The organism is Meishania litoralis, assembly GCF_042611095.1.
GTDB classification, from domain to species: Bacteria; Bacteroidota; Bacteroidia; order Flavobacteriales; family Flavobacteriaceae; genus Meishania; species Meishania litoralis.
Genome location: NZ_JBHFPV010000002.1, coordinates 790,695 through 816,366, shown reverse-complemented (window position 1 = coordinate 816,366; position 25,672 = coordinate 790,695). Strand labels below are relative to the sequence as shown.

At 39.8% G+C, this 25,672-nt stretch carries 30 protein-coding genes; 7 read left to right on the top strand and 23 right to left on the bottom strand.

What is annotated here, in order from left to right:
• Positions 1–2: 2 nt before the first annotated feature.
• Positions 3–1,487 (bottom strand): hypothetical protein, encoded by a 1,485-nt coding sequence (locus ACEZ3G_RS12840; protein ID WP_432425895.1) that lies wholly within the window; start codon positions 1,485–1,487, stop codon positions 3–5.
• Positions 1,488–1,641: 154 nt separating this feature from the next.
• Between ACEZ3G_RS12840 and ACEZ3G_RS12835 the strand changes: the two genes are divergently transcribed.
• Positions 1,642–3,342, top strand: a complete 1,701-nt coding sequence (locus ACEZ3G_RS12835) for a GMC oxidoreductase (RefSeq protein WP_432425894.1) — start codon at positions 1,642–1,644, stop codon at positions 3,340–3,342.
• 3 nt (positions 3,343–3,345) lie between these two features.
• Positions 3,346–3,939, top strand: a complete 594-nt coding sequence (locus ACEZ3G_RS12830) for a gluconate 2-dehydrogenase subunit 3 family protein (protein ID WP_432425893.1) — start codon at positions 3,346–3,348, stop codon at positions 3,937–3,939.
• 19 nt (positions 3,940–3,958) lie between these two features.
• Here ACEZ3G_RS12830 and ACEZ3G_RS12825 read toward each other — a convergent pair whose 3' ends face one another.
• Positions 3,959–4,867, bottom strand: coding sequence for a hypothetical protein (locus ACEZ3G_RS12825; RefSeq protein WP_432425892.1), 909 nt, complete (start codon positions 4,865–4,867; stop codon positions 3,959–3,961).
• 147 nt (positions 4,868–5,014) lie between these two features.
• Between ACEZ3G_RS12825 and nudK the strand changes: the two genes are divergently transcribed.
• Complete coding sequence (nudK, locus tag ACEZ3G_RS12820; RefSeq protein ID WP_432425891.1) at positions 5,015–5,605, top strand: GDP-mannose pyrophosphatase NudK; 591 nt, start codon at positions 5,015–5,017, stop codon at positions 5,603–5,605.
• A 149-nt stretch (positions 5,606–5,754) separates the two neighbouring features.
• Here nudK and ACEZ3G_RS12815 read toward each other — a convergent pair whose 3' ends face one another.
• Positions 5,755–7,059: a D-alanyl-D-alanine carboxypeptidase/D-alanyl-D-alanine-endopeptidase gene (locus tag ACEZ3G_RS12815; RefSeq protein WP_432425890.1), complete on the bottom strand. Its 1,305-nt coding sequence runs from the start codon at positions 7,057–7,059 to the stop codon at positions 5,755–5,757.
• A 117-nt stretch (positions 7,060–7,176) separates the two neighbouring features.
• Here ACEZ3G_RS12815 and ACEZ3G_RS12810 point away from each other — a divergent pair, with 117 nt between their 5' ends.
• The gene (locus ACEZ3G_RS12810; RefSeq protein ID WP_432425889.1) at positions 7,177–7,374 is read left to right on the top strand and encodes a hypothetical protein; all 198 of its coding nucleotides are present in this window, start codon (positions 7,177–7,179) and stop codon (positions 7,372–7,374) included.
• 30 nt (positions 7,375–7,404) lie between these two features.
• On the opposite strand, the gene ACEZ3G_RS12805 is transcribed toward ACEZ3G_RS12810, so the two are convergent.
• On the bottom strand, positions 7,405–8,346 hold the full coding sequence (locus ACEZ3G_RS12805; protein WP_432425888.1) for a hydrogen peroxide-inducible genes activator: 942 nt from the start codon (positions 8,344–8,346) through the stop codon (positions 7,405–7,407).
• Between the two features lie 104 nt (positions 8,347–8,450).
• On the opposite strand from ACEZ3G_RS12805, the gene ACEZ3G_RS12800 reads away from it, so the two are divergent.
• The gene (locus ACEZ3G_RS12800) at positions 8,451–8,930 is read left to right on the top strand and encodes a Dps family protein (RefSeq protein ID WP_432425887.1); all 480 of its coding nucleotides are present in this window, start codon (positions 8,451–8,453) and stop codon (positions 8,928–8,930) included.
• Positions 8,931–9,140: 210 nt separating this feature from the next.
• Here ACEZ3G_RS12800 and ACEZ3G_RS12795 read toward each other — a convergent pair whose 3' ends face one another.
• Positions 9,141–10,238: a sialidase family protein gene (locus ACEZ3G_RS12795; protein ID WP_432425886.1), complete on the bottom strand. Its 1,098-nt coding sequence runs from the start codon at positions 10,236–10,238 to the stop codon at positions 9,141–9,143.
• A gap of 258 nt (positions 10,239–10,496) precedes the next feature.
• Entirely contained in the window at positions 10,497–10,853 is a 357-nt protein-coding gene (locus ACEZ3G_RS12790; RefSeq protein WP_432425885.1) for a hypothetical protein, read from the bottom strand.
• Positions 10,854–11,050: 197 nt separating this feature from the next.
• Here ACEZ3G_RS12790 and ACEZ3G_RS12785 point away from each other — a divergent pair, with 197 nt between their 5' ends.
• Complete coding sequence (locus ACEZ3G_RS12785; protein ID WP_432425884.1) at positions 11,051–11,680, top strand: 2OG-Fe(II) oxygenase; 630 nt, start codon at positions 11,051–11,053, stop codon at positions 11,678–11,680.
• Between the two features lie 139 nt (positions 11,681–11,819).
• Here the strand turns inward: ACEZ3G_RS12785 and ACEZ3G_RS12780 are convergent, their stop codons facing one another.
• The 17 genes from ACEZ3G_RS12780 to ACEZ3G_RS12700 form a co-directional block, all read right to left on the bottom strand.
• Positions 11,820–12,680 (bottom strand): CPBP family intramembrane glutamic endopeptidase, encoded by an 861-nt coding sequence (locus tag ACEZ3G_RS12780; RefSeq protein ID WP_432425883.1) that lies wholly within the window; start codon positions 12,678–12,680, stop codon positions 11,820–11,822.
• 80 nt (positions 12,681–12,760) lie between these two features.
• Positions 12,761–13,873: a helix-turn-helix domain-containing protein gene (locus ACEZ3G_RS12775; protein ID WP_432425882.1), complete on the bottom strand. Its 1,113-nt coding sequence runs from the start codon at positions 13,871–13,873 to the stop codon at positions 12,761–12,763.
• 180 nt (positions 13,874–14,053) lie between these two features.
• Positions 14,054–14,440, bottom strand: coding sequence for a hypothetical protein (locus ACEZ3G_RS12770; protein WP_432425881.1), 387 nt, complete (start codon positions 14,438–14,440; stop codon positions 14,054–14,056).
• A gap of 88 nt (positions 14,441–14,528) precedes the next feature.
• Positions 14,529–14,990 carry an SRPBCC family protein gene (locus ACEZ3G_RS12765; protein WP_432425880.1) on the bottom strand — a complete coding sequence of 154 codons (462 nt, stop codon included), beginning with the start codon at positions 14,988–14,990 and terminating at the stop codon, positions 14,529–14,531.
• A 247-nt stretch (positions 14,991–15,237) separates the two neighbouring features.
• On the bottom strand, positions 15,238–15,816 hold the full coding sequence (locus ACEZ3G_RS12760; protein ID WP_432425879.1) for an NAD(P)H-dependent oxidoreductase: 579 nt from the start codon (positions 15,814–15,816) through the stop codon (positions 15,238–15,240).
• Positions 15,817–15,838: 22 nt separating this feature from the next.
• Positions 15,839–16,144: a hypothetical protein gene (locus tag ACEZ3G_RS12755; RefSeq protein ID WP_432425878.1), complete on the bottom strand. Its 306-nt coding sequence runs from the start codon at positions 16,142–16,144 to the stop codon at positions 15,839–15,841.
• A gap of 56 nt (positions 16,145–16,200) precedes the next feature.
• Positions 16,201–16,782, bottom strand: a complete 582-nt coding sequence (locus tag ACEZ3G_RS12750) for a Crp/Fnr family transcriptional regulator (protein ID WP_432425877.1) — start codon at positions 16,780–16,782, stop codon at positions 16,201–16,203.
• Positions 16,783–17,181: 399 nt separating this feature from the next.
• A complete protein-coding gene (locus ACEZ3G_RS12745; protein WP_432426071.1) occupies positions 17,182–17,514 on the bottom strand; it encodes a CPBP family intramembrane glutamic endopeptidase in 333 nt (110 codons plus the stop codon).
• A 299-nt stretch (positions 17,515–17,813) separates the two neighbouring features.
• Positions 17,814–18,683, bottom strand: coding sequence for an amidohydrolase family protein (locus tag ACEZ3G_RS12740; RefSeq protein ID WP_432425876.1), 870 nt, complete (start codon positions 18,681–18,683; stop codon positions 17,814–17,816).
• Between the two features lie 243 nt (positions 18,684–18,926).
• On the bottom strand, positions 18,927–19,379 hold the full coding sequence (locus ACEZ3G_RS12735) for a hypothetical protein (RefSeq protein WP_432425875.1): 453 nt from the start codon (positions 19,377–19,379) through the stop codon (positions 18,927–18,929).
• A 6-nt stretch (positions 19,380–19,385) separates the two neighbouring features.
• On the bottom strand, positions 19,386–21,053 hold the full coding sequence (locus ACEZ3G_RS12730) for a GMC oxidoreductase (RefSeq protein WP_432425874.1): 1,668 nt from the start codon (positions 21,051–21,053) through the stop codon (positions 19,386–19,388).
• Positions 21,054–21,168: 115 nt separating this feature from the next.
• Positions 21,169–22,131: a hypothetical protein gene (locus ACEZ3G_RS12725; RefSeq protein ID WP_432425873.1), complete on the bottom strand. Its 963-nt coding sequence runs from the start codon at positions 22,129–22,131 to the stop codon at positions 21,169–21,171.
• Between the two features lie 322 nt (positions 22,132–22,453).
• Positions 22,454–22,909: a GNAT family N-acetyltransferase gene (locus ACEZ3G_RS12720; RefSeq protein ID WP_432425872.1), complete on the bottom strand. Its 456-nt coding sequence runs from the start codon at positions 22,907–22,909 to the stop codon at positions 22,454–22,456.
• A gap of 1 nt (position 22,910) precedes the next feature.
• Positions 22,911–23,300: a hypothetical protein gene (locus tag ACEZ3G_RS12715; RefSeq protein ID WP_432425871.1), complete on the bottom strand. Its 390-nt coding sequence runs from the start codon at positions 23,298–23,300 to the stop codon at positions 22,911–22,913.
• Positions 23,290–23,742, bottom strand: coding sequence for a pyridoxamine 5'-phosphate oxidase family protein (locus tag ACEZ3G_RS12710; RefSeq protein WP_432425870.1), 453 nt, complete (start codon positions 23,740–23,742; stop codon positions 23,290–23,292). Before ACEZ3G_RS12710 ends, ACEZ3G_RS12715 begins: the two co-directional genes overlap by 11 nt.
• 200 nt (positions 23,743–23,942) lie before the next feature.
• Complete coding sequence (locus ACEZ3G_RS12705) at positions 23,943–24,119, bottom strand: hypothetical protein (RefSeq protein WP_432425869.1); 177 nt, start codon at positions 24,117–24,119, stop codon at positions 23,943–23,945.
• Between the two features lie 185 nt (positions 24,120–24,304).
• Positions 24,305–24,820 (bottom strand): GNAT family N-acetyltransferase, encoded by a 516-nt coding sequence (locus ACEZ3G_RS12700; RefSeq protein ID WP_432425868.1) that lies wholly within the window; start codon positions 24,818–24,820, stop codon positions 24,305–24,307.
• Between the two features lie 312 nt (positions 24,821–25,132).
• Here ACEZ3G_RS12700 and ACEZ3G_RS12695 point away from each other — a divergent pair, with 312 nt between their 5' ends.
• On the top strand, positions 25,133–25,507 hold the full coding sequence (locus ACEZ3G_RS12695; protein ID WP_432425867.1) for a winged helix-turn-helix transcriptional regulator: 375 nt from the start codon (positions 25,133–25,135) through the stop codon (positions 25,505–25,507).
• Positions 25,508–25,672: the final 165 nt, after the last annotated feature.

The following is a 25,672-nucleotide window of genomic DNA, read 5'->3' as shown; positions in this document are numbered from 1 at the left end:
TTTTATTGAGTATGTACCGAAACGACCATTGCGTCACTTTCCTCAAGCGTAACCTTATAATAAGAAACTGTCCTTCCGTTTACATTTTTTTGATGACATTTGATTTTTTTGCCGTTCAGGTATAGGAATTCATGTTCGCCCGGTATTTCGGCGACCCAGTCGATAGACCTACCTTGTAGATTGGTGGTAACCGTTTTCGTAGTTCCGTGGTGTTTCACGGCAATTTTATTAGAGAGAACGGGAATGTACTTCATTTCGGCCCATTCTTCTTCACTTTCGATTCTAGGGCTCGTGGTAAAAGTATTTGTTTCGGCTTCCACATTTATTCCCATGAGTCCTCGGGTTAGATGTTCGATGATGGTAAAAGAGTTTTCAGGATAGTCCCTACGTTTGTTTTCTACACTGCATAAATCGATTATGGTTCGGTTGGCCAATGCCCACCGTCCATTTTCGTAGAAAAGTATGGGCAGATATGATTTAAGCTCGACAATCAACCTATCAAAATTTTGGGCGTAGGCATCTATGATGTCGGTGATATTATCCTGATTGATAAGCACATCAAAATAGAGTAGGTAGTGCAAAAAGGCCTGATTATCGCCGACCATAAAATAATCGAATTGCCCGCTATCGTATAAAATAGAACGAAATTCTTTTCGCTCCTTGTCCCACCAAAAGTCATGCAGAAATTGAAGTTCGTCTTCGACCTTCGATTTAAAGTGGTCGCCCTCGCCTAAATTTCCTTGCAGTCTTAACAACTCGGCATACGCTTTGTAGGCTGCTATTAGCGAAGCCGTCATGTCGATTCCCAATTGAGTGTCGCCCCTGCCTCCTTCATTATAGGTGGGTATCCCTCGCTTATTTCCGAATCGAGAACTATCCTTGACTTTTACATGCAGATTCCTATTTCTGTTCAAGACCTCTTCATGCCCGAGATCCCAATGATCTACATATTCATTCATGCTTAAGCTATAGAAATTTTGCAACTCTTTGTTTTCGAGGTAGGCCTTATTGCCCGTCCAATTGTAAAGGCGATGGGCATTGAAGATAATATCGAAGTTGGCGGGCAGGTTATACCAAAAGTCTGAATCGTTTTCATAATCGACCGGTGCGGGCCGATCGTATCGATTGATTTCCCAATACGAGCAGTAATCTTTTTCCGCATTGATATTTTGTGCAAATTTTAGAAACATGTTATAGTTATGGTCGCTAAGCCCTAAAATTTCGGCGCCGATGGCCTGATGCGAAATATCTCGCATGCAGAAGGCTTCACGGTTGGGTAGGGCGGCCTCGTACCATAATCCTACGGGATCCGCGCCATCGTGAACATACGATAGGGCCTTATCCTTTGCCCATATAAATGCATTTGTCAATTCTTCGTTTGACGAATCAAAGGTTAAATCGGTGGGTGAATTTTCGTAAGTTTCGTTTTTGATATTTTGGTCCGTGGATTTTTGTTTGCAACCCAGCACCGGCAATGCTAAAAGCATTAGGTACAATATTGATTTCTTCACCCGAATTCTGTTTGCAAGGTCTAAACTAGATACAGCATAAATATAGTGCTAATTTTCTTTTTTCAGAATTTGTCGCGATTGACGATGGATTCTAATTTCTTATCTTCAACCATTAAACAATTTAAGCAGGATGGCCAATTTCAATATTGACGCACAAAAAGATACGGTTTATGATGCCATTGTCATAGGTTCTGGAATTAGTGGTGGATGGGCGGCCAAAGAACTTTGCGAAAAAGGACTTAAAACCTTGGTGCTCGAACGCGGTAGGATCGTGGAGCATGTAACGGACTATCCGACGATGAACCTCGACCCTTGGGATATGGAACTCAGGGGAGGACTGACGCCCGAGCAAAAAAAGAAACATTACAAGAACATCCGTTCCGGATGGGTGGGTTCTGATACCGAACATTTTTGGGCGGATGACGAGGCCAATCCTTATACCGAGGTCAAACCGTTTCTTTGGTTGCGCGGGCATCAAATGGGGGGCAAGTCCTTATTATGGGGTAAACAGACCTATCGTTGGAGCGACCTTGATTTTGAAGCGAATGCCAAGGATGGCCATGGTGTCGATTGGCCCATTCGCTATAAGGATATCGAACCATGGTATACCTATGTCGAAAAGTTTGCGGGGATCAGCGGCGAAGCACTGAGGCTGCCCCAATTGCCCGACAGCCATTTTCTGCCGCCCATGGAGCTCAATTGTGTCGAGAAACATGTCAAAAACAAGATCGAGAACGATTTTCCGGGAAGACACATGATTATAGGCAGGGTGGCACATTTAACGGAACCCCTGAACGGAAGGGGCCAATGTCAGTATAGAAACCGATGCAGTAGGGGCTGTCCCTATGGAGCTTACTTTAGTAGTAATGCCGTTACCTTGCCTGCGGCAAATGCCACGGGAAACATGACGATTCGACCCTATTCGATTGTACAGTCGGTCATCTACGATGATGTCAAGGGTAAGGCCACCGGAGTGCGCATTATCGATGCCGAGACCAATGAGGACATTGAGTACAAAGCCAAGATAATTTTCGTGAATGCTTCTACGCTGAGTACAACACAAATATTGATGAATTCAAAATCGAAACGGTTCGAAAACGGCTTGGGCAATGATAGTGGTGAATTGGGCCACAATCTAATGGACCATACCTATCGGGTGGGTGCCATGGGCCGTATCGATGGTTTCGAGGACAAATATTACAAGGGTAGGCGACCTAATGGTATTTATATCCCCAGGTATTGGAATATCGACGAAAAAACAAGATCCGATAAGTTTCTACGCGGTTTTGGCTATCAAGGGGGAGGTTACCGCGGAGGAAATGCCGCCAATATCGAATCCTTCGGGGCGGATTACAAAAACAGCATTTTGAAACCAGGTCCCTGGGAATTCTTTATTACCGGCTTCGCCGAATGCTTGCCCTACCACGACAATAAAATAAGCCTGAACAACGATGTTTTGGATAAATGGGGGCAGCCGACCTTATCGATCGATGCCGAGTTCAAGGAAAATGAAAAGGCCTTGAACAAACAGATCCAAGAAGATGCCGTAGAAATGCTCGAAAAGGCAGGTTTAAAGGATATCTTGGGCTTCGACAACGAGCATCCACCGGGCTATGGGGTACATGAAATGGGTACGGCACGCATGGGACGGGATCCCAAAACCTCGGTATTGAACGGATTCAATCAGGTTCATGGTGCGCAGAACGTATTCGTGACCGATGGGGCCTGTATGACCTCTTCATCATGTGTGAACCCTTCGTTGACCTATATGGCGATTACCGCCCGGGCCGCGGATCATGCGGTTTCCGAACTTAAAAAAATGAACATATAAGCTATGGATAGGAGAAATGCCTTAAAAAAAACGGGACTATTGGCAGGGGCTACCTTGGCCGTGCCTTCAATGTTTTCATTATTGCAATCGTGTAAAAACGAGCCAAGATTAGGTTGGCAACCCCTGTTTTTTACTGAAGAGGAGGCCAAAACCGTTTCCACCTTGATAGATATGATCTTACCACGGACCGATACTCCCGGTGCTTTGGATGTAAAGGCCGATATGTTCATCGACAAGGTCATCGGCAAGACCTACGATGATGAGGGGCAAAAGCGGATGCGTGATGCAATTGCAGCGTTTAATGAAGACTGCAAGAAGGATTTTGGCGATGTATTCATCAACCTGGGTGAAGATGAACGCATCAAAGTGCTGCAAAAGAACGAGGCGAATTCAGGTAAGTTCAGTAGGGGAGTCTGGGGAACGGCTGTTGGTAAGCAAGAACCCATAGGTTTTTATCGCTCGATGAAATCGATGGCGATATGGGCCTATTTTACTTCTGAGGAAATTGGCGAAAATGTATTGAGTTATGACCCGATCCCCGGTGGGTACGAGGCCTGCAAGCCTATTTCAGAGGTTGGAAACCGTTGGAGCCTGTAATACGCGCGTAAAGGCCATGTTATTCTTTGAAAGGCTCAAATTTAAAGGTATAACTGGTCGGTGACCCGTTTTCGGCGCCACTTATCTTTCTATGAAAAGTCTTTTCATATAAAACGTATTCAACGCGATTAGGATTTTTGTATTCTTTGTTTTCAAAGACAATTCGCGAACCATTGGCTTCGACCGCTTTGAATATCTTGGGGTCACTATTCTCGATAACACTTATCAAGATCAATTCGCCGCCTATGTACTCAATTTTGTTCTGTGATCTGAACAGTACCTTTTTACCTTCTATGTACTTCGATGTCTGTACCAGGTTTTGATCCTTGTCGACAGACCACATTTCGATAAGCTGCCCATCCCAGGCCGGGGAAATCCAATTGCCGACCAAGGTTTCCTTTACTTTGAGATATAGTTTCGATTTTCGGTCTATGTTTTGACCGGTGAATTGACAGGTCAAGTATTTTTGGTTCCATGTGCCATTTTCATAGCTGCCGACGGTAAAATTATAGATGGAATCGTTGACGTATTCCCAGTAATCGGTTACTTTGGAACCTCCGTAATCATACTGATATAAAATGTCTTTCTCCTTTATGATGACCTTACCTTTGGTAACTCCCCCGAAAACATCAAATTCCCAAAAATCTATGCCGGTCGAGTCGGCATTGACTTTTCGAATACCATGGTTTCTATTGCCATACTTGCTTTGCTCTACATTGGTAAAACCCTTTGATCGACTAATTAATATTGCATTTTCCAAATCGTATTCAAAAATAATTTCTTGCTTGAATTTACTTCCATCTCCCCATGCTCCTTCTGCATGCCATTTTTTGTCCAGCAGGTTGTCAAAGGCGGCGAGATTCACTTTTTGACCCCAAGACATCACAGGAATAATTAGAAGGGCGAAGAACAGTTTCCTTTTCATCATAGTACCAGCGTTTTGATTTTGGACCGGCTGTTTCCGAACAGCACAAATACGAAAATAGGTTTTTATCCTTTTTATTGGTGCCAAATAACTACCGACTTTTATTACATCGATGCAAAATCTATCTTTAGGAAATATAAAATATACGTTTTGGGAAATAGAAAAATCCGGAATATCAAAAGACAATTACTATCTGATAATTGGTACACCTTGAACAAGTTCACTTTCGAATACCAAAAAGAGGACGGTACTTGGGAGACCCAACACCGCGAGGCGTACGACCGGGGCAATGGCGCCGCGATTTTACTTTATAATAAACGAAAAAGTACCGTAGTCCTGACCCGGCAGTTCAGAATGCCGACCTATGTCAATGGCAATGAAGACGGAATGATGATCGAAGTCTGTGCCGGATTGTTGGATGGCGACAACCCCGAGGATTGCATTCGCAAGGAAACCGAAGAGGAGACCGGTTATAGAATAGACAATGTAAAACGGGTTTTTGAGACCTATACGTCGCCTGGATCCGTGACAGAAATCCTTTATTTGTTCGTTGGCGAATACGAAGACAATATGAAAGTGGGCGAAGGGGGTGGTGCCGAACATGAGACCGAGAACATCGAGGTACTGGAAATAACTTTCGCAAAAGCACTTGAAATGGTGAAATCAGGTGAAATAAAGGATGCAAAAACCATAATGTTATTGCAATATGCGGAAATCAATAAGTTAGGGCTTAGGAGTTAGGAGTTAGGAGTTAAAAGTTAAAAGTTAAAAGTTGAAAGTTGAAAGTTGAAAGTTGAAAGTTGAAAGTTTGTTTCTTTAACCAACAGCCAACAGCCAACAGCCAACAGCCAACAGCCAACAGCCAACAGCCAACCGCCAACCGCCAACCGCTAATAACTATCCCGAATTGTCTCAAGAATCGCTTGCATGCGCTTTTTGACTTCCGAGGATGGATTTCGAAAATGATTGTTCATGAAACTGAAAATCAAAGTCTTGCCCGATTTTGTGATGAGGTATCCACTAAGACAATGATTGTTGCCCAGACTTCCGGTCTTGGCAAAGATGTAAGGTTCATGATTTCCGGGGTACCAATCTTCCAAAGTACCTGAAACTCCTCCGGCAGGAAAAAAATGGAACAAGCGTTCCCGAGGAATTTCCCCATATAATTTCTGCAGCACATGAACCATCGATTGCGGTGTAAAAAGATTGTAACGCGAAAGTCCGGATCCATCGACCCAGCGAGGGGGGTGCCTTAGATCGACCAACTGATTTTCAAGAATATGGTCGCGCGCCTTGGCGAAATTCAAGGTGTCGGTCAAGGTGCTGGTGGACAAAAGCATCAACTGTTCCGCCAAAAAATTATCGCTTTGGTGCATCATCCGTTTTAAAACGGAATCGGTAGACATACCATAGACGATACTTTTTTCTCCTTTAGGGATTTTGTTTACCACAGTGACCTTTTTGTTCAATGCTTTTTCGAGCAATATGCGTGTCAAAGTGCTATCGATCCGATAGGGAATTTCAGTAGTGTCACGTCGTGAGGCGGCATAGTAGAAGATGTTTTTTTCAGCCTCCCTGTTTTTGGGTAGGTCGAGATCGACAACGTTCTTTTTAAAATGCTCTGGTAATACTTGTGTCGAATCGCCACCGAAAATAGTGGCCACGTTTCCGTATAGGGGGAAAGCCGCTCGCTCAGGTTGATAATAGTATGGATAATCGTCCCAAGACCACCCTGGACCATATTTTTGCTCATGAAAATTGTTGAGATAGAGTGCGATGTTTTTATATCCTTTCAAAAATTCGATTGTCGTGCTGTCATTGAAGTGGGGGTGGAGTAGGGTGGGATCGCCCGTTCCTTCGATAAAAAGTGTGTCGTTTTTGAGAATGGACTTCAAAGCGGGAATCTGGTCGGGCAGCAATTGCAAGGCGGCATAAAGTGTGAAAATCTTGGTATTGCTGGCCGGGGTAAAGTAGCGGGCACCATTGCGGTCGATGAGGGTATCTTTCGTGATGGGGTCGATTACTAAAAGCCCCGTAAACTGATTCTTGAAAAAAGGAGAATCAATGGTTGTGGCGACATGTTTTTGAATTCGATTTTTTGTTGTCCCGCATCCTATTAAAAATAACAATACCAGTACTTTAGATGCACGGTTTGCCCATGTCGATTTGCCAAAAAAATGATCGGTCTTATGCATGTTGTCCAATTTAACATGAATTTATCTAATTTTTAACGCCCGAGGCGCAATATAATATACCTTTTGCTTGTTAACTTTACATTGTAGGTAACAACTAATCTAAAAACAATTTGTAATATGGCTAGAGCTATGCTTGAGTACACGAAAACGGTGCTCAAAAAAGTTAGTTTTGACACAAAACTGTTTTGCAAAGAAGTTAAAAAGGCGGTAGCAAGATTATTACCGGAAGAAATAGAAGAATTAAAACAATGGCTGCTTGGCTTTATAACCGATAAGCCCGAACTACAACAAAGCCTTGTTTATTTAAAGGCATAAAAAAACAAATCCCGCCATCGGCGGGATTTTTTATTTTCCGCTTACCGGACTTATGATCTTTACATCCTGAAAGGCGATGGCGCCCCTGACAATCCCCGATATTACATCGCGCAAGGCCTCTGTGATTTGAATCTTCAGTTCACTTTTATGGTAGATAAGACTTACTTCGCGCGCGGGCGAAGGGTTGTTGAAATGTTTCAGGTTCTTCTTTTTGCCCGTATCAAGTTCCAGTGTATTCAGATAGGGCAAAAGGGTCATTCCCATACCTTCATTGGAGAGATTCACCAAAGTCTCGAAACTACCGCTTTGCAGTTGAAAGTGCTCGTCAGACCTTTTTTTGGAGCTATTGCAAAGATTTATGACACCGTCACGAAAACAATGTCCGTCTTTTAACAAAAGCACATCGGAGATATCAAGGTCACTGGGGTCCAGTTTTTGGGATTTTCCGAGTCGGTGGCCTTCAGGCACATAACCAACGAAGGGCTCATAGTATAATGGGCGTTCTTTGATAAATTCGATTTCAAGGGGTGTCGCGGCAATGCCTGCATCGATATGGCCCTCCAAGATATCACTGATCAAGTCTTCGGTACTCTGCTCCCTGATAATGAGATTGACCTTCGGGTATTTGGTTATAAATGTTTTCAGGAACATTGGCAATAGCGTTGGCATGATCGTTGGTATGATACCTAGGGTAAAATCGCCGCCGATAAAACCTTTGTCCTGATCTACGATATCTTTAATGCGTTCGGCCTCGTTGACAATATTTTTTGCCTGGGTAACTATTTTTTTGCCGACCTCGGTTATGCCTATGGGCTTTTTGCTCCGATCGAAGATCAAGACATCGAGTTCATCTTCCAATTTTTGCACCTGCATGCTCAATGTCGGTTGGGTTACAAAGCTTTTTTGTGCGGCCAAAGTAAAATTCTGGTACTCGGCGACTGCTAATACGTATTGCAATTGGGTAATTGTCATAGGTGATAATATTGAACAATAAAAGTATAAAAACTATCGATAAAATTTATATAAATAAGCGTTTAATATTTAATAAATTTATACAAAACTAAAAGGAAATAGACATGAAACTAAATAGCATAGGCTTAGATGCCCAGAAATCGCAAGAGCTGAGCAATGATTTGAACGCATTGCTCGCCAATTTTCAGACCTATTATCAGAATCTCAGAGGCATACATTGGAACATTAAGGGAAAACGTTTTTTTGACCTTCACATTAAGTTTGAGGAACTCTATACCGATGCCAACATGAAGGTCGATGGGATCGCGGAGCGCATCCTAACCTTGGGTGGCGTGCCCCAGCATACTTTTAAGGACTATATCGATAATTCAAAGGTGCCCGTGGGCAAGAACGTGACCCGGGATGAAGATGCCATTCGCCTGGTCATTGATTCGCTAACGGAATTGTTGGTCATTGAAAGAAGAATACTGGAAGCTTCCGATGTCTCCAATGACGAAGGTACCAACAGTATGATGAGCGATTTCATTAGCGAACAAGAAAAAACAGTCTGGATGATGAAGGCTTGGTTGGCCGAAGAGATATGAGGCCTTGACCTATTAGGGTCGCGCCAAAAATCGATTTCAAATGAAAGACGGGGCAATTTGACTGAAAGGTCCGGTATTTGAGTTGATTAGCTTCCGTCATAGGGTCATGAAATTGATTTTAGCTCAATGTTAAGATAAGTGGCCCAAGGGTAATAAAATCGGTGTTCGGCCTTGAACGCGTTGTTGCCTCGTGGCGTTAAATCCTTCAACTTACCTTCGATCCGTGAGCCAACGTATCGAAAAACGGGCAAAAACATTTTCTTGATACTCGTTCCTTTCAAAGAATATACCGATATCACCATTGGAAAGAACGGTCATTGATGAATAGGCCGCACTTTCTTTATATAGGGTCTTGCCTTTCGACCAGCTTTTACCTTCATCGGTGCTTATTTTAACGGTCATATTTTTACGCTGCCCCTTATCATTTGCATTGGAAAAAAGTAAGATGTACGTACCCGGTTCTTCATTTCTGGATCTGTACCGGATTATGCTGGCATTGCATCCCGGGTCTATAAGCGATGGATCCGGCATGGACTTCCATGTTTTTCCCTCATCCGAAGATATATGCACAAAACGATTGCCCAAATTGTTCACACGACTGTTCACCATCCACGAACCGTCGCTCAATTCGACCACTTTAGATTCGTCCGCGGGTTCGATAGGCGTGTCTATCAAGCTCCAATTCTTCCCATGGTCATTACTTTCAAAGAGGAACAAGCCTTTTTGCAGATTGACCAAAGTGTGTACCAATTTGCCCTCGCGGGTCTGCATACCCCGCCCCGATGTTATGAACTTGAAATCACGGTGCCAATCTTGTTTGGTAATTTGAGAAGTAATGTCCTCGGGGGCGCTCCAGGTTTTTCCGTTATCACTGCTTTTGGTCATTTTTAAATAGTAGACGTCTTTCTCATTTTCCAGATCCATATAGTTGAAGAACAAAATAATTTCACCTGTTATTTTGTCAACTATCATTGAGGGATCTGACGCCGATTTTCCCAATGGGTAATCGACCACAGTTTCAATGGCCGACCAAGAATCTCCATTATCGATGCTACGTCTGACCACAATATTTATATTGTTATTCCATTTTAGATCACCACATGAAGCAACCCTTTCATCTATAGCGGCGATGAGGTCGCCATTAGGTGCCGTCGCCAGGGCGGGTATCCTGAAACACGCGACATCATTTTTCATTGATGAACTGAACAGATTTTTAAAATCAAGTACGGCATTATCCGGTTTTTTTGCTTTTTGTGGATACAGTACCGTACAAATGATGGATAACGGAATAAGAAATAACACTTTCATGACAGCGGTTTTAAAACATGGGTAATACCCCTCGATGCGGCATTTTTTTGTACAATCTGCGAGAAGTTTTAACCTTTTCTGGAAATATAGTGAAATAGGACGACGGGCGTAAAGGAATCTGTATTTATGTGCCTTGCTAGACAATTCTGCCTTGTGCGACCGCGGCCAACAAAACCTGTTTTGGAAAATACTTTTTGCCGCCCGATTCATGCACCTTTGTGCCTTATTGTGCTATTCGTAAATGGCCGCCCCGCCTTTTTAATCTACCCTTATTTGCTTGCCATTTGCCCATGCGAACACGAAAATCGATATCAGATTAATGATGCTGCTTATAATCATAACACTAAAATAATCGGTTTTGTAGTGTTCGTAAATCATGAATATCATAATGGCATAGAAGACGACCAACCCTGCCAATGATTTGAATAGATGATGCTTCTTGCTTGAAACCTTTGTTGGCAGGTAAATTATCACACCTGGTATCAGAATGAACCAAAACAGAAATAGAGTCACCACGTTCCATCCTATCAAGATGGAAAATGGTACTAAAATAATCGCAAGCCCAATGGGAATTATCACCATCCCCTTTAAGATGTCTGCAACTTCACTGTTCATAGTACACCTACTAAGATATGATTAATCTTTATAGGTGAGACCAGGGAATAAAATCGTTCGACCGATCTTTCATTCTTGTTATGAATCGTGTTTGACCACACGTTTTTATGGTATGTCATGGACGCGTTGTCGGGTCGGTGATATTTTAATTTTCTATTGGGAAATAATCTATATTTGCCCACTTTTTTTTAGATAAATTGGAAAACTACCATAGGTTGGAGGATTGGCTTTTCTGGATGGATGAGCTTTCTTCAAACGATTACGTTGTCGTCGATAACTTTTTAGAAGGACATCTATTAAAGACCATACGAGAATTTTTTCAATCACATTTTGATGGGTTTACCAAGGCCGGTATCGGAGCGTTGGGCGACAACATTGTACGTGGCGACATACGCGGGGACTATACTTTTTGGCTAGACAGACAAAGAGATTCGGCCTTGGACGGATTCTGGCGCTTGATCGACGAGACGATGTTCATATTCAATCGCTATTGTTTTCTAGGATTGGCGGGGTATGAATTCCATTTGGCCCATTACCCTCAAGGTGGCCACTACGACAAACATCTGGATCAGTTCAATACGAGAAACAACCGTACGATCAGTATGGTCATGTATTTGAACGAAGATTGGCAAAAAGGCGATGGGGGCGAGCTGGGTATTTTCTTGAAAGACGACACATCGTTCTTGGTCGAACCCATAGCCGCTAGATGTGTGATGTTCAAGAGTGCGGAAGTACCGCATTGCGTCATGGCATCGAACAAACCACGGAACAGTCTAACGGGTTGGTTGTTGCAGCAACCATCGGCACTGGGCCAATTTTTCGGTTGATTTTCATTGATATTTGGCATGCCCCATTAAAAGCCAAATGTAGTTTGGTTGTATATGCTATTTGATTAATGCCGTGAGGCAGGTTAGTGGAGTGGCCCAAAGCCCAAAAATTGACTGCCAATTGCAAGATACATTGAACTCAAGTCTTACTAAGGAGTAATTTTTTGACGGAAAGAACAAATAAACCGGTTGACAGAACAAGGGCGATAATGGACCATATGAAGTGAGCGTCTACACCTGTAAGGCTTATTGGCTTACGTTCAAAGGTGCCGAGAACATCTGACCACCAATACGAAAAATTGACAATGTCCAACGCGACATGACCTATGATACTGGGTAGAAGTGATTTCGAAGCAAAAGCCAAATAGCCCCCCATAAACGAAATTACAAAGAGCAAGACCAAAATTGGGCCACTTGCCCAGGCTTGATGCAGGTGTATAAGCACAAAAACTACCGAAGTTATTGAAATGGCCACAACGGGACCGTATCTTCGCTCCAGGGGTACCTGCATATATCCCCTGTAACCGATTTCTTCGCATATTCCGGCAACAATTGACGCCATGATTATCAATGACCAATTCTCAAAAGACGAATCGTTGAGATGCCCAAATATTTTAAATGTCGCTGGCCGAAACTCAACAATGCGAAAAGTTGATACAAGAAAGGAGTGCCAGAATATAAAAAATGACAAAGCACCGATTAGCCCCCAAGACCATGTTCGACTGTTTAGCTGGGTACGCCTCGTACATGCGCGACGGAATGCTTTTGTGTTCGAAGGGTTCCATCGGCCCCTGAAATACATCCAATAAAAAACAAGAAACGCGCCCATGGGCACAAAGGACAAGCCCTGTGGAACTTTTTCAACAAAAAGTCCCCAAATTGAAACACCAAAAGTAGTGATGCCAAAACCTATTAGGGCCGATCGGATGACCAAGGGAACCGACATCCAAAATCGTCCAAACGCATTTGATGGGTAATGTGATCTTGTTTCTTGTTGCATACCATTGGTTTTTTAAATGCTACAACAAGTATCTCGATAATTTTGATTCAAATCGACCGACTTCAGGATGTCGGTCGCATTTACAGCATGGATCTCCGATATTCTGTCGGGGTCTGTCCCGTTTCTTTTTTGAAGGCGGTATTAAAAGAAGATTTAGAATTAAATCCCGCTTGGTACATGGCCTCGAGAACCGTTAGCTTGTCATTTTTGGCTTCTTTAAGGATTTTTTGAACCTCTTGAACTCTATAAGTATTGATAAAGTCGAAAAAGCTTTTGTTGAACGATTGATTGATTACCTGAGAAAGTTGCTTGGTGGGAACAGATAGTTGTTCGGCCAGCTCCCCGATGTTTAATTCAGGATTTAAAAAAGGCTTTTCGGTCTCCATGAAACCCAATAGTCGCTGCTTATATTTTTCGATTGCTTTCGATGTTAAATTGGATCCTAAATATTTGACCGATTCGGTTCGGCTTATGCCCGCAAAAATTTCCGGTTGTTCCAAGGCCTTGAGAATGACCCTGATAACAAAGTAAAAGATGAATATGAGTAGGAAGATAAGGGCCAAAATATATACATATCTGTTTTCGGCCAACCCAATGAAATTTTGAATCAAAGACGCAAGGCCCATAAATATAAAAGTCTTGAGCGCAAAACTCAACCAACCAAGATTGATTTGATCTATTTGGGAGTATTTGTTCTTGATTACCTTGGCATATTTTGACAAAATTTTATGGGTCATTGCCAGATAGGCAAAAAAATGAATATACATCAAGGCACTGATCAAATAGTACTGCCAGGGCAAATCGTTTGTCATGATTTCTTGTGCAGTACTAGGTTTTTGATTTCTGAACATAAGAAGTAAAATCGTTAGCAATATATAGGGCCCCAGATGCAATAGGTGTCTTCGGGTCAATTTATGGTCTTGGTAGATGATTCCTAGGGCATATAGATAAAATAGAGGACCATAGAGCAGAAAAAAACCGTCATCGATATGTGGTAAAAATTTCCAATTGAATACGACCCCGTTTATTTGTAAGGTAAGAACACCCATATTCCATGCGATCAATATAAATATTGAGGCAAACAAGATGTTGTTACGTCGATTTCCTTTTTTATGTGTAATCAAAAAGATGCCTACAAATAAAAGTTGAAAGGCGGCTAAGAATGAAAGGTAGGAAATGATGCTAAGATCCATTCTTTAAATTTAAGACAGTATTGCCAAAATGGAATAACGAAAAAAATAAGCGACTTAGCCCATGTTAAAACTGTTCGCTGCTAAAACAGAGGATTGCCCCAAACGTAAAAACAAAAAAATCACAAGGACACCTACCACCGTGGGTTGCGGCTTTTTTTTGAAAAGATATTGTTGAAATATTCAGCGAATATCCTTTTTGTCACCGATCATACAGCTTTTCCATTTGCCGTCTTTTAAACCGATTATCAGAAAACCAAAGTCATCTGACATACACGAGCCGCTGGATTTGCCTCCTGAACCTGAAAGCGATTTGATATTTCCTGATTCGTCCCGTGAAAAATCAATCCTTATGTCGCCGTCAAAACCGTGCAGAACATTGATTCGGGACTCGATTTCTTCGTCGTTCATATCCCTGTTTATTCGAATGATCAGATCATATTCCGAATTGGCCACCGCCTGCAACATATTAGCCGATTTGGGTATTTCTGCTTGATTGTTTTGACCGAATACGTTTTGAAAACCGATCAGCACTATAACCGTAAAGAGAATGTTTGCTTGTTTTTTCATGGTTCCAAATTAGAAGTTTACTAAAAGTAAGCATATTAAATAAGGTGCCCCAAGGGTACTACGAATTCAATTGCGGTGTATGATGCCTTTATTTTTCAAATATCCGGTTGAGGGCTTGCTGGCGATAATCAAAAATCTCTTTTAGTTTGGGTTCAATGATAATGCTGTTGGCGATTTTACCCAAAATACCGAACGGAGGCTGATAGCTTACAATATCCCGCATTAGGGTGCCCCCGTCACTTTCTTCCAAAAAATGCTGATGATGCCATAATTTATAGGGGCCAACGCGTTGTTCGTCTACGAAATAGCTTTGATGGCGTACATGGGTTATTTCGGTAACCCAAGTCGTCTTGATACCCCATAGCGGCGATACTTTATAGCCTATGATCATACCTTCGTACATTTCATCGGGGTTATCGTCGGGCACAATATCAAAGCCCATGTAATCGGGGGTTATTTTTTTGAGGTTTACGGGCTTCGAAATAAAATGCCATAGATCGGAGATAGGTTGGTCAAAGTGCTGGGCTCGCTTGAATTGATAGAATGCCATCGTATTATTTTATGGCTAAAAACCTAAGACCCGAGGGACTATTCGCCTATTTTCAGCCGATTTTTCGTTTAGCGTATCAATTTAATAAAAAGTAGCCATGAATTATAGCTATTGTCGGTAATCGAAAGCTTCGCAACCTGTTAGTATCAATGCAGCAATGCAAAAAGTAGTGAATTCTTTTCCTTCAGTTTCATAGTGGTCAATTTCTCAACACTTAATGATCATTGCTCCCAAGTGTGGCCGGTTATTATTTGTTCAACGCCCCAAGTCTTTCCACTTTTTTCAACCACTTTGTTCTGAACGATTCTGTTGATAGCCGTATAGGTCCAATGGTCGTGATCCTAACCTTTTTTATTCCGATAAAATTCAATGTTCCCTTTTTCATGGCGTAGTGGCTTGGGCTTCTATTGATCCACCGGTAATACCACGGGGGTTGATCCAAAGTACAAATAATCCGGGCCGTTTTTCCTTTTAAACGCCTTTCCCACCACAAAGAATTATGCTTCTTTTTAAAAGCGAAACCCGGTAGCAAGATCCGGTCTATAAATCCTTTGGTCATTGCCGGCAGGGCGCTCCACCAAACGGGATAGACCCAGACCAAATGGGTAGCCCACTTTAGTTTTTCTTGGGCCTCAAGCAGGTCAGGTTCCAATTCCATTCGTTTGCGATATCCAAATTCAAGATTTGGGTTGAAATCCAAATCCCTGATGTTTATCTCTTTTACCTCGGCTTTAGAAGCCAGGGCGCCCTTTTTATAAGCCTCTGAAAGTCCGAAATTGAAGCTTTCAGGATCTGGATGACCGTTTATAATAAGTATTCTTTCCATTTTTTTTTTTTTGAATGTTCTATTAAAATAAGGGTTTCATCCTTTCCTCGAAACGAGTACCCGTCAAATTTTCGACGCTAAAGAATTTGAATAAAAGAAAAGAAGTGCTTACGGTCAAGAAGGCAGTGCAAACCATAAAGGTGGCCATGCCGCTTACCAGTGCCAAATATTCATTGCCGATATTTTTGAGGTACAAGTGCACCGCTACCGCATAGTCGTAAAAACGATAAGATGTTTCGTATATAAGCCAAGAGGGATAAAACCATTTTCTGATCGGCGACCACCATTTTCCCCAAATAGATGTTGGCAATTTGTTATTGTCTTCCATTGTTTTGATTTTTTTACAAAGTTCATTGAAATGGAAGTCTTGTCATTTGATATAAATCAAATTCGCATTTTGCGATTTCTTATTCTGCTCAAAGTCTCTAAAGTAATGCCTAAATAGGAAGCAATGTGGGTTAACGGAATTCTTTGGGCAATATCTGGGTAAATGCCTATTAAATGACCATATCGCTCATCGGCCTTTGCAAATTGAATGGTATGTAACCGTTCGCAAAGTCCCAACATGGTTTCGGTCACTACTTTACTGATAAAGCGTTCAAAATCATGATGCTTCTCACAGAGTTCGTCAACCGTACTTTTTGAGAACTCCAAAACTGTTGAATCGTCGATAAATTCAATATAGTGCGGACTCGGTTCATCGCTGAAAAAACTTATTATGGAGGCCATGAACTGATTTTCAAACGTAAACCAATCAGAAATATCCTTACCGTCTTTTAGATAATAGGCCCTGGCACACCCTTTTACGATTAAATACGCTTTTTTGGAATATTGCCCCTCACGAACAACGATCTCACCTTTTTTGAAGTTACTGATTTTAGATGCGGCAGCGAACTCTTGTTGGGCATCGATCGACAATGGGGCATATGCCTTTTCTACTTCAAATAAAATTTTGTCGAGATCCATAATAATGGGTTGCAACTTAAGGCCAAGGCAGTTGAGTCTTGCCCACGAAGATATGATAAATACTTAATGGTGGTGCGGGGATGGCACGGATTTGGAAATTTGCGCCGATGTCAAGTTGAATTATCACCTCTATTACTTACAGCGTTTATTATAGTCGATCAATTCTTGGAACATTCCAATGTTGATAATACGTCCAAACTCAATTTTGCTTTCACAATTTTGGGTGATTAAAGATCACGGCATAAAGTTATCCTTCATTTTTTAAATGGTCAAAACACCTAATGCTACGTTGGGTCGAATATTTTATGATTTGAGCATATATCATTATGACTTTTATATCTGTCTTTTGAGATGGAATCGGGTACCTTCTTTACATAAAATGCATAATCAAAGTGAAATTCATCTGAATGTATTATGACCCGGTTGCGCACGAACGGTCATTTTAATGCCGTTTACAGGTTGTACTAAGATATATACATGGTAAATTAGGGTTATTACAATTGTATTATATACGCCATGGCCGAATATAGGATACCATAAATTTCTTTTATTAAATAAGAATAGCCCAAGATATACTGCACCTACGATCAATGCATTTAAAAGTCCGGCCCCGCCTAATCGATAGTGATATGCGCCAAAAATAATGGCCGTTCCAATAAAGGCAATAGTCGTTGCATATCTACCCGGGACCATTTTTTCAAGTCGGGAAAAGATGAATCCATGAAATACAATTTCTTCATAAAAATCTTATCATCTAAATTTTTTGGTGTCCATTCAGATCAAGATTTAATATCAACGGACACCAACATTGTTAGTGCTATTATGGCATTAAATGTTTCATACATTATTTAATACCTTTAGTTTATTGATTATAAGTATTTCTTTCTCAAAATTGTAGCCAATGGCACGTGTATGATTGACTGCGGGCTTTTCGACGGAAAATGTCCTCCTGGGACTAAAGATATTTGATTGCAGGAAATTCACTTGTTGAATTTCCACCCGCGATTAAATCATATACCGCTTGAATTGCGTTAGTTTTTTTTAACGTCCAATTGAAAGAACATGACCGCATTTTGGTAAAAAATCTTTCTTTTATCCAATTCGGTCAAAAAATCAAAGCTCTCTAGTTTTTTTATACTGTTTTCCAACTCATCTGGCCAGTACATACAATCTGAACCAAACATTACTCGGTCAATCATATCATATTTTTTAACCTTGCGCAAAAAGTCCTCGGCTTGGCTCTGGGTTATTTTGCGGTAGGAATACAATATCCATCCCAAATCCACAAATACTTGTGGATAAGAATCCATTAGGGCAAGGGTGTTTTCATAAAAGGGTAAGCCAGCATGCATCAGATATATTTTCAGTTTAGGATATTTAATCAAAACGGGCTCTAGCAATAAGGGGTCACCTAAAGCTAATCGATAGTTAGGGTAGCGAAGATGTATATTTGTTGGCCCACGCCCAGTGTGCAAGGCAATCGGAATACCTTCTTGCTCACATATTTTTAGGTAAGGTGCATAAGCATCATCGGCAAGAGTCATTCCATTGAACATGGGCTGTATCTCACCCCAAACTTGAATTTTTCCTTGCTTGATCAGTCTTTTAAATTCTATTGTGTCCAGTAATTTGTTCGATTCGTAACCTTCGAGCATATTCGCTTCCATATCCTCATCATATTGTCCGCCACTTTTAACTGCGTAAACAATGTTATAGGTTTCGAACACTTTGCGCATTTCATTTTTAAAATCTTCAAAGGTTGGAGGCGACCCTTCGATGAATTTGTACGTCTCAGGTGTGAATCCATGAAGATGAACATCGATAATGGGTTTAATTCCGTCTTGGCCTAAAACCATTTTGGCCACAAAAAAAAGTAGTAAAAGTATGTATGGTTTTTTCATTTCTGCCATTGTTTACCGAAGGGCCAAACGCAGTTCTGCAAATTTTAACGAAATATAGTGAAATCGCGCAACTATCGTTCGGCGATTCGTTTTGGTTTGACGCCGGTCGGTGGCGAGGATCCCATGTGAGTGTTATATGGCAATTCGGTTTGGCTATGCGCCGTGCCGACGTTTAAGAGGCATTGACATCATAGCTTGTGTTGTAGCGCGTATTAATCCACTAATCGTAAACAATTCAAAATTTTAATTCGGAATTCTCGTATGCCACTTGGGATTTCCCTGACATGCGCCCCATGGAGGCTCGTTTGAAACATAAAATCTTACTTCTACAAAACTGTATAGTTGCTTTGATAATGTCATTATCAAATCTTGTTCTTCCAAGGGTAACTTACCAAGATCAATTTCTTTAACTTCCGCTGATTCTTTAGCAATTTGCTTGGAAAGACTTTGAATCAAATCAACCGATTTTGGTAGATATTCCTTTGCAAATTCTGTTACAAGGAATCGATTTGTGAAATCTTCTGCTATCGGGTGATCTTCAAGCGTCCAGGGGCCAACAATATAGATTAGTCTTTTTAAAGACTCTTCGGCACTTAATTTAGATTCTTCAGTACAACTTAGAACTCCAGCAAAAGGTATAAAAGCAAGCAGTCTATAACTTTGTATTACAAATCGACGTCGCGTTATATTTTCCATAATTATTTATTTTATTCCTTTAAGATGATCCGCCAACCTCAGGGCCAAAGCTGAAATTGTCAGTGTAGGTACATTTGCGCCCATATGAGGGAATACCGAATTGCTGACTATATGCAAGTTCTTGAGTCCAAATACTTTTAGGTTTTCATCACAAACTCCTTTATCTGGATTCTTTGCCATAGCGGTGGCCCCTGATGGATGATAACCTACATTAGCTCCGGGTGGACTGACCTCCGAAATGTCTTGTGCCCCCATAGCTTCACCTAATTTTGTGGCAACTTCCGTAAACTTGTGATACCCTTGCATATCCCAATCCGTCAGTTTAAAAGTGATTTTTGCCACTGGATCGCCAAAAGCATCCAATATATCTTTGTCCAATTCTAGCATACTACCGGTATTTACATTTTCTATACCATATGACACTATGGTTGCCATGCGAGGTATTCGTTCCCTTAGTTCATCGAGAGAAAGCCTATTGTTTTTTGATGACCACATAGTTGCTTCATTGCCTATTGGAAACCAATCCATGGCGGGAGAAGAGAACAAAGAAAAAGTTGGGTGTTCATTTCTATCCGCATTCGTCCTGAAATGATCCGATGTCATGGTCTCAAAGCCCAAACGATTTCCTATCGGCTTTCCCATATCATAGGTTATATAAGGAGACAAATGGTCGCTAAACCCACGGCCAAGTTGCCCTCCCATATTTCCAAGGCCATCTTTATGATGATGATGGTCCGCAGATAATAAAAGCATCCGAGCGGTTTCTACACCTCCCATTGCCACAATAAAATTATTTGCCAGAATTGTGACTTCTGACTTATCTTGAATTCGCAATGCGTGTGCGGCAACTATCTTATTTCCCTCTTGATTAGTCTCTAATCTCCGAACACTTAAATGCTCTATTATTTCAACATTTTCATGTTTCTCCAATATCGGGATATGAACCCTGTCAGGTGAATATCGTGCTCCGGAAGGACAAAATTTACATGCTCTGCAAGCCAAACATCCCGAGCGTCCTCGATAAGGAACTGAGTTTACGGATATCGGACATGAGTGTCCTGCCATCCCCATTTTTTTTAATCCGGGGGCAAAGAACTCACTATCAAAATAGGAAGGTGGATGGCCCGGCATTGGAAAAGATCCCGACCGGTGTGAAGCATAAGGGTTGTCCTCATTTGCGGCAACTCCAATTTCGTATTCAGCTTTCAAAAGCCAGGGTTCCAGGTCAGCGTAGGATATAGGCCAATCGCGACCATAACCGAAAAGCGATCTGACTTTCATGTCCTCCTCTGTGGGCCGCATCATAATTCCCTGAAAATGAAGCGCTGTACCGCCCAGTCCAAATAATCTATAATTAGTCCATTCAATCACATCATCTTTTGCAGTCTCCGAACTTAATGGTGTTATTATAGACGGGTCAACATCATCATTGTAATCAGCAAAATCATTTAAGTCCTTTTTGCTTTGTTGCAACATATTAGCACGATCTTCTTCTGAAAATCGAGGACCCTGGTCTATGATCGTGATCTTTTTACCAGAAGATACTAATTGACTTGCTAATAAAATTCCTGCGATACCTCCTCCTAGGATACAGTAATCTGTTTTAATTTCTTCAGCCATTTTTAGTTCTTTTATATGTGCTACAACCGAAGGGCCAAACGCAGTTCTTCGCATTTTACGGTAATATAGTGAAATCGGGCAACTATCGTTCGGGAATTCGTCGTTTCGTTTTTGACCGAACCATAAAAAGCCCCGTAAAAGGGCTTATATCGAACTGTTCCATGGTCGGTCAGGGGCTTGTGCAACGGTTACCAATGTTAGCAACTTCTATTCCCATTTTTTTATTCTTAAAATCTATCAAAATTTCACTCTTAAAAAAGAGAATAGATCCTAAAAGTCCATCAATATTATCCTCAATAAATAAGTTTCGATGATAATCAGAATCTAAATAATAAATAATCTGTTTTCCAAAATCTTTTCCATTGATTATAAAGTTATCTTTTGAGTATGCTCCAGGGATAGTGTCATAAGTAGTACCCCAAGAGTGAAATTTATGTAAGTCATAGTTTCCTTTGCTCTTATCCGTCAATTCGTCAAACAAAATTTTATTGCTTACCAAAAGAGGAGTGATGCTCGATCCAGTATCAAAATTCACATCATATTCTTGGTTGTTAATCAAAACCTTTAAAATGACTTTGTTATTTCTTATGGTAAAATCAAAAAAATCGAAATTCTTTGCATATTCTGAAGGAATAGAATCTAGGCTTGCTAGTCTATTGTTAACATAGTCAATTATTAAAGCACGTTCAGAAAATTCCTTTGCTCCAATTGTTCCTATAACACCTTCGGCATCATAGTCATTCCTAACTATCCAATCCTTAACTGCACTTATTTTATTTCCTATTTTGATATTAGGATTACGCAACCAGTAATAATAATCTTCCGTATCGACAGTATCAATAATAAAATCTCGGTTAATTTGAGTATGCTTTTCTAGAGTTGACTCATAAAGCATATTAGTATTAGCCCCTAAATCAAATTGTGCATAGCATTTCACAGAGTCATTTATGACGAGTGGAACTTCCATTCCCAGCTTATCATAATATTCACCTCCTTGCTCGCCTCCAATCCATTTAAATGAAATCCAATTTATACCAGTAGAAGTATTTGTGTCTTTTTTTTTGTCGCTCGATTTATTATCTCCGCAACTCAGAATTGACAGACTCAATAATAATAGTAGTAGTTTGTTCATTTAATTCAATTATCAATGTTCGTTAAGAGACATAGTTTATATTATTGCCAACTGAAGGGCCAAACGCAGTTCTGCGAATTTTAACGAAATATAGTGAAATCGGGCAACTATTGTTCGGCGATTCGTCGTTTAGGTTAGACGCCGGTCGGTGGCGAGGATCCCATGTGAGTGTTATATGGCAATTCGGTTTTTTTATAAGAAAGTAGCGGATTTTTAAACACTGACTTTTCGATTTACAACAGTAGCTAAGTTTAAAAAATTCATCCTAAACTAAGTGCTTAAACCTCTTCTTTTTTGTTTTTATTGGTAACTGGCTTTCTAATTAGAAGTGCATTTTCATTCCCTCGTGGGTTGCTTTAAATCCTAAATTTTCGTAGAATTTAATTGCTTTCAGCCGTTGTTTGTCACTTGTCAATTGCAATAAATGGGCATTCCTCTCTTTTGCCCTATTAATTGCACATTCAAACATTGTTTTTCCAATGCCAAGTCCTCTTTGGTCTTTTCTGATTCTGACAGCTTCGATTTGTGCTCTTATACCACCACGATAAGTTAGATATTGGATGAAAGATAACTGTAAAGTTCCAATAATTTCAGAGTTTTCGTTTTCTACAACAACGAGTTCTTGATTTTGGTCGGCAGCTATATTTTCAAAAGCGTTTAGATATTCAACTGGTAATGGTATTTGATAATTCTCTCTTATTTTTCCAAGTTTATCATCAGTAAGTAGTTCTACTATTTTTGGGATATCATTTCTTGTTGCTTCTCTAAAGGTCATCATTTTACAATCTTTTATTATCCAATAGATTCTTTATCTTTTTTGCTTGTGTCACCATACAAGAATTGGTTAGCCAAATACCAATATTTTCTTTTTTGAGGTGAATAATAACGTTAGCTTTTTTATAAGACTTCTGATCCGGAAAATAAGGAACACCATTAAAGATCCAAGTAATTATTCGTAACCATTTTGCTAGTTTTGGAAACCAAATTTTATTTAATTCCACATATTCTAAATCACTATAGTTATAAATACCAGTATTTTGAATTGTCTTTTCATCAATGATTTGAAATACATTCTTCAAAAATTGAATTTCAATTTTTGGATTTTCTTTCAAAAGAACATTTTCACTCATTTTTTCTGGGTTTAATTCTTGTTTAGTTCTAAATTTCATAGGCCTTTTTAGCACTTGCTATTTGCTCTTGTTCAGTTGTTTCTGGATAAAGCACATATTTTGGTGCAAGAATGGGTTTAGTCTTTTCTACTGTAATTTCCGTGATCGTAGTAAAAGGAAAATCGCCTCCTGTCATTTCAGTTAAAATTTTTTCCATTTCCAAGAAGTCAGAATCGACTTTTGTAATTATTCTAGCTTTTCCTTTGATTTGAAATCCTTTTTGTAACAAGATGTCAATGAAACTGACACACACATTTTTGTTCTCCTTGATATTCCTGACAGTTTGAGGCGAAGCGATATTGGCAACAATGATTTTGTCTGTATCGTAATAATTAAAAATTTCTTTTGGAGAAACATTAGGGACATTATCAGGGGAAGCTGTTGCAAGCCAACATAACACACTCTTATTGATGTACTTCTTAATTTCTGGGCTTAATTCCATTTTATTGTGTTAAACTTTTTATACATTTTTCTCTGATAGTCCAAAGCTGAGTAAATTCTAATTTTGAGTTGGTCTTTTTTATCCAGTCTTTAATAAACTCTTTGTGGAAATTAACCTTAAATTTAGCAACTTGTTCTGGTTGAATTTCAAGTTCTCAATGATATCATTTTCAAGTTTGCTGAAATTGCTTTCAGAAGTTGTTACATCAATTCTTTTTTCTCAATATTTAAGTAGCAATGTGCCTCTGGAATAAAATCCAGCTTATTTATAGCTAACACATTTCCAACTTTTGGCGTGTTTGTTTCATTCATTCGATACATTCCAGGAATGAGTTTTATGTTTGGAATATCATTTAATTCTGCTAGTTTTCTTAGCATTGCATGTTTAGAACTACAACTTCCTTTTTGTTCTGAAATGACTAATTTAAAATCTGTTCGATTAGAGTTTCGCCCAAATGGTAAGCATCTTACAAATTCAATGGCTTCTTCCCAAGTTTTAATTCCTTTATCCTTGATTGGGTTGGTTAATTCATCTTTAGATGTTAGTTTTTGTTCGTGAGTTTTTATATTTCTTTTGAGAATACCTCATTTTCATATTCTTTGCCATTGACAAAAAAAGTTGATTTACCAACATCCTTGTATTCATTTCGTTGATAGAATTTAATGGCTCTAATATTATTCCTATGGACCGAAAGCCATATAGAATTTGCTTTAAATTCTTTGGCTTTCCTCTCAAGAAAGGTTAAAAATTGTTGTCCAACTTTTAGTGGGATAAAATCATTTAAAATATAAATTCGTTCTAACTGACAACTATTCTGTGAGTCAACATTTTTATGGGAAGAATTAAAAACCAGTTTTGCGTAGCCAATAGGCAAATCATCTTTACTAATAATGAAAAAGATGTTTTTCGTATCGCTTATCTCTTTTTTAGTTTGCAAAACTGAAAAAGCACTTTCATTGTATTTCATTAGGTCTTTTTCGTTGTCAATAAAATGACCGTGAGATTCAGTATAAGTTACTGTACCTAAAAGAGCCAAAATTTTTGCATCTTTAAAATGAGCTTTATTTATTGAAATCATTATCATCTATTTTTAAACTTTTCAGCCTGTAAATATGGAGAACTACTGCTATAGAGCAACCAATAATTATAGGGAAAGCAATTAATAGTATTCCGTAAATGATATAGATAAAATTGGCAAGAGCTGAAATTAGTCTTAATTTATATTCCCCTTTTACCGACATAGAATATAAATTTATTACCAAAGCAGAGTAACCTATTATGTCAATTGTTATAGATTTTAACATATACTATACTTTTTACAGTGTAAAAATATTTTGATTATTTTTGCCATGCAATAACTGTTAAAATTGATAGGTTAAAGTTTATAGTTATGATTTTAGAGGGAAAACATAAGGCATATAAAATAAATGATAGAGTTTATCATTGTGGAACTGACATTACCATGAGCTACATTGGTGGAAAATGGAAATGTGTGGTTTTATGGTATTTAAGACATGGTACTCTGCGTTTTTCTGAACTAAAACGTTTGATTCCTGATATAACTGAAAAAATGTTGAGTATTCAGCTAAAATCGTTACAAGAAGATGGCCTAATTACACGGCTTAGTTTTGGTAAAAGAGCTCCATTTCGAGTCCAGTATGAATTAACAGATTTTGGTTTGAGTTTAATTCCAGTTATAGAAGTTATTACAAATTGGGGAATAGAACTGGGCAACAATAAAGGAGAAATAATTGAAGTTCTGTGAGTTTCGTCAGCTTACGGCCGACCGAGTAATTAAACGCAGTTCTGCCGTGAGATGAAATGATACTGAATTCCTTTGCGATGTGTAGAGATAGAACTTGAAATGATAGTACGATTATTTTGAGATGCATTGATAGCGGTGGCCAACAAACTACGCAAACAGTGATTC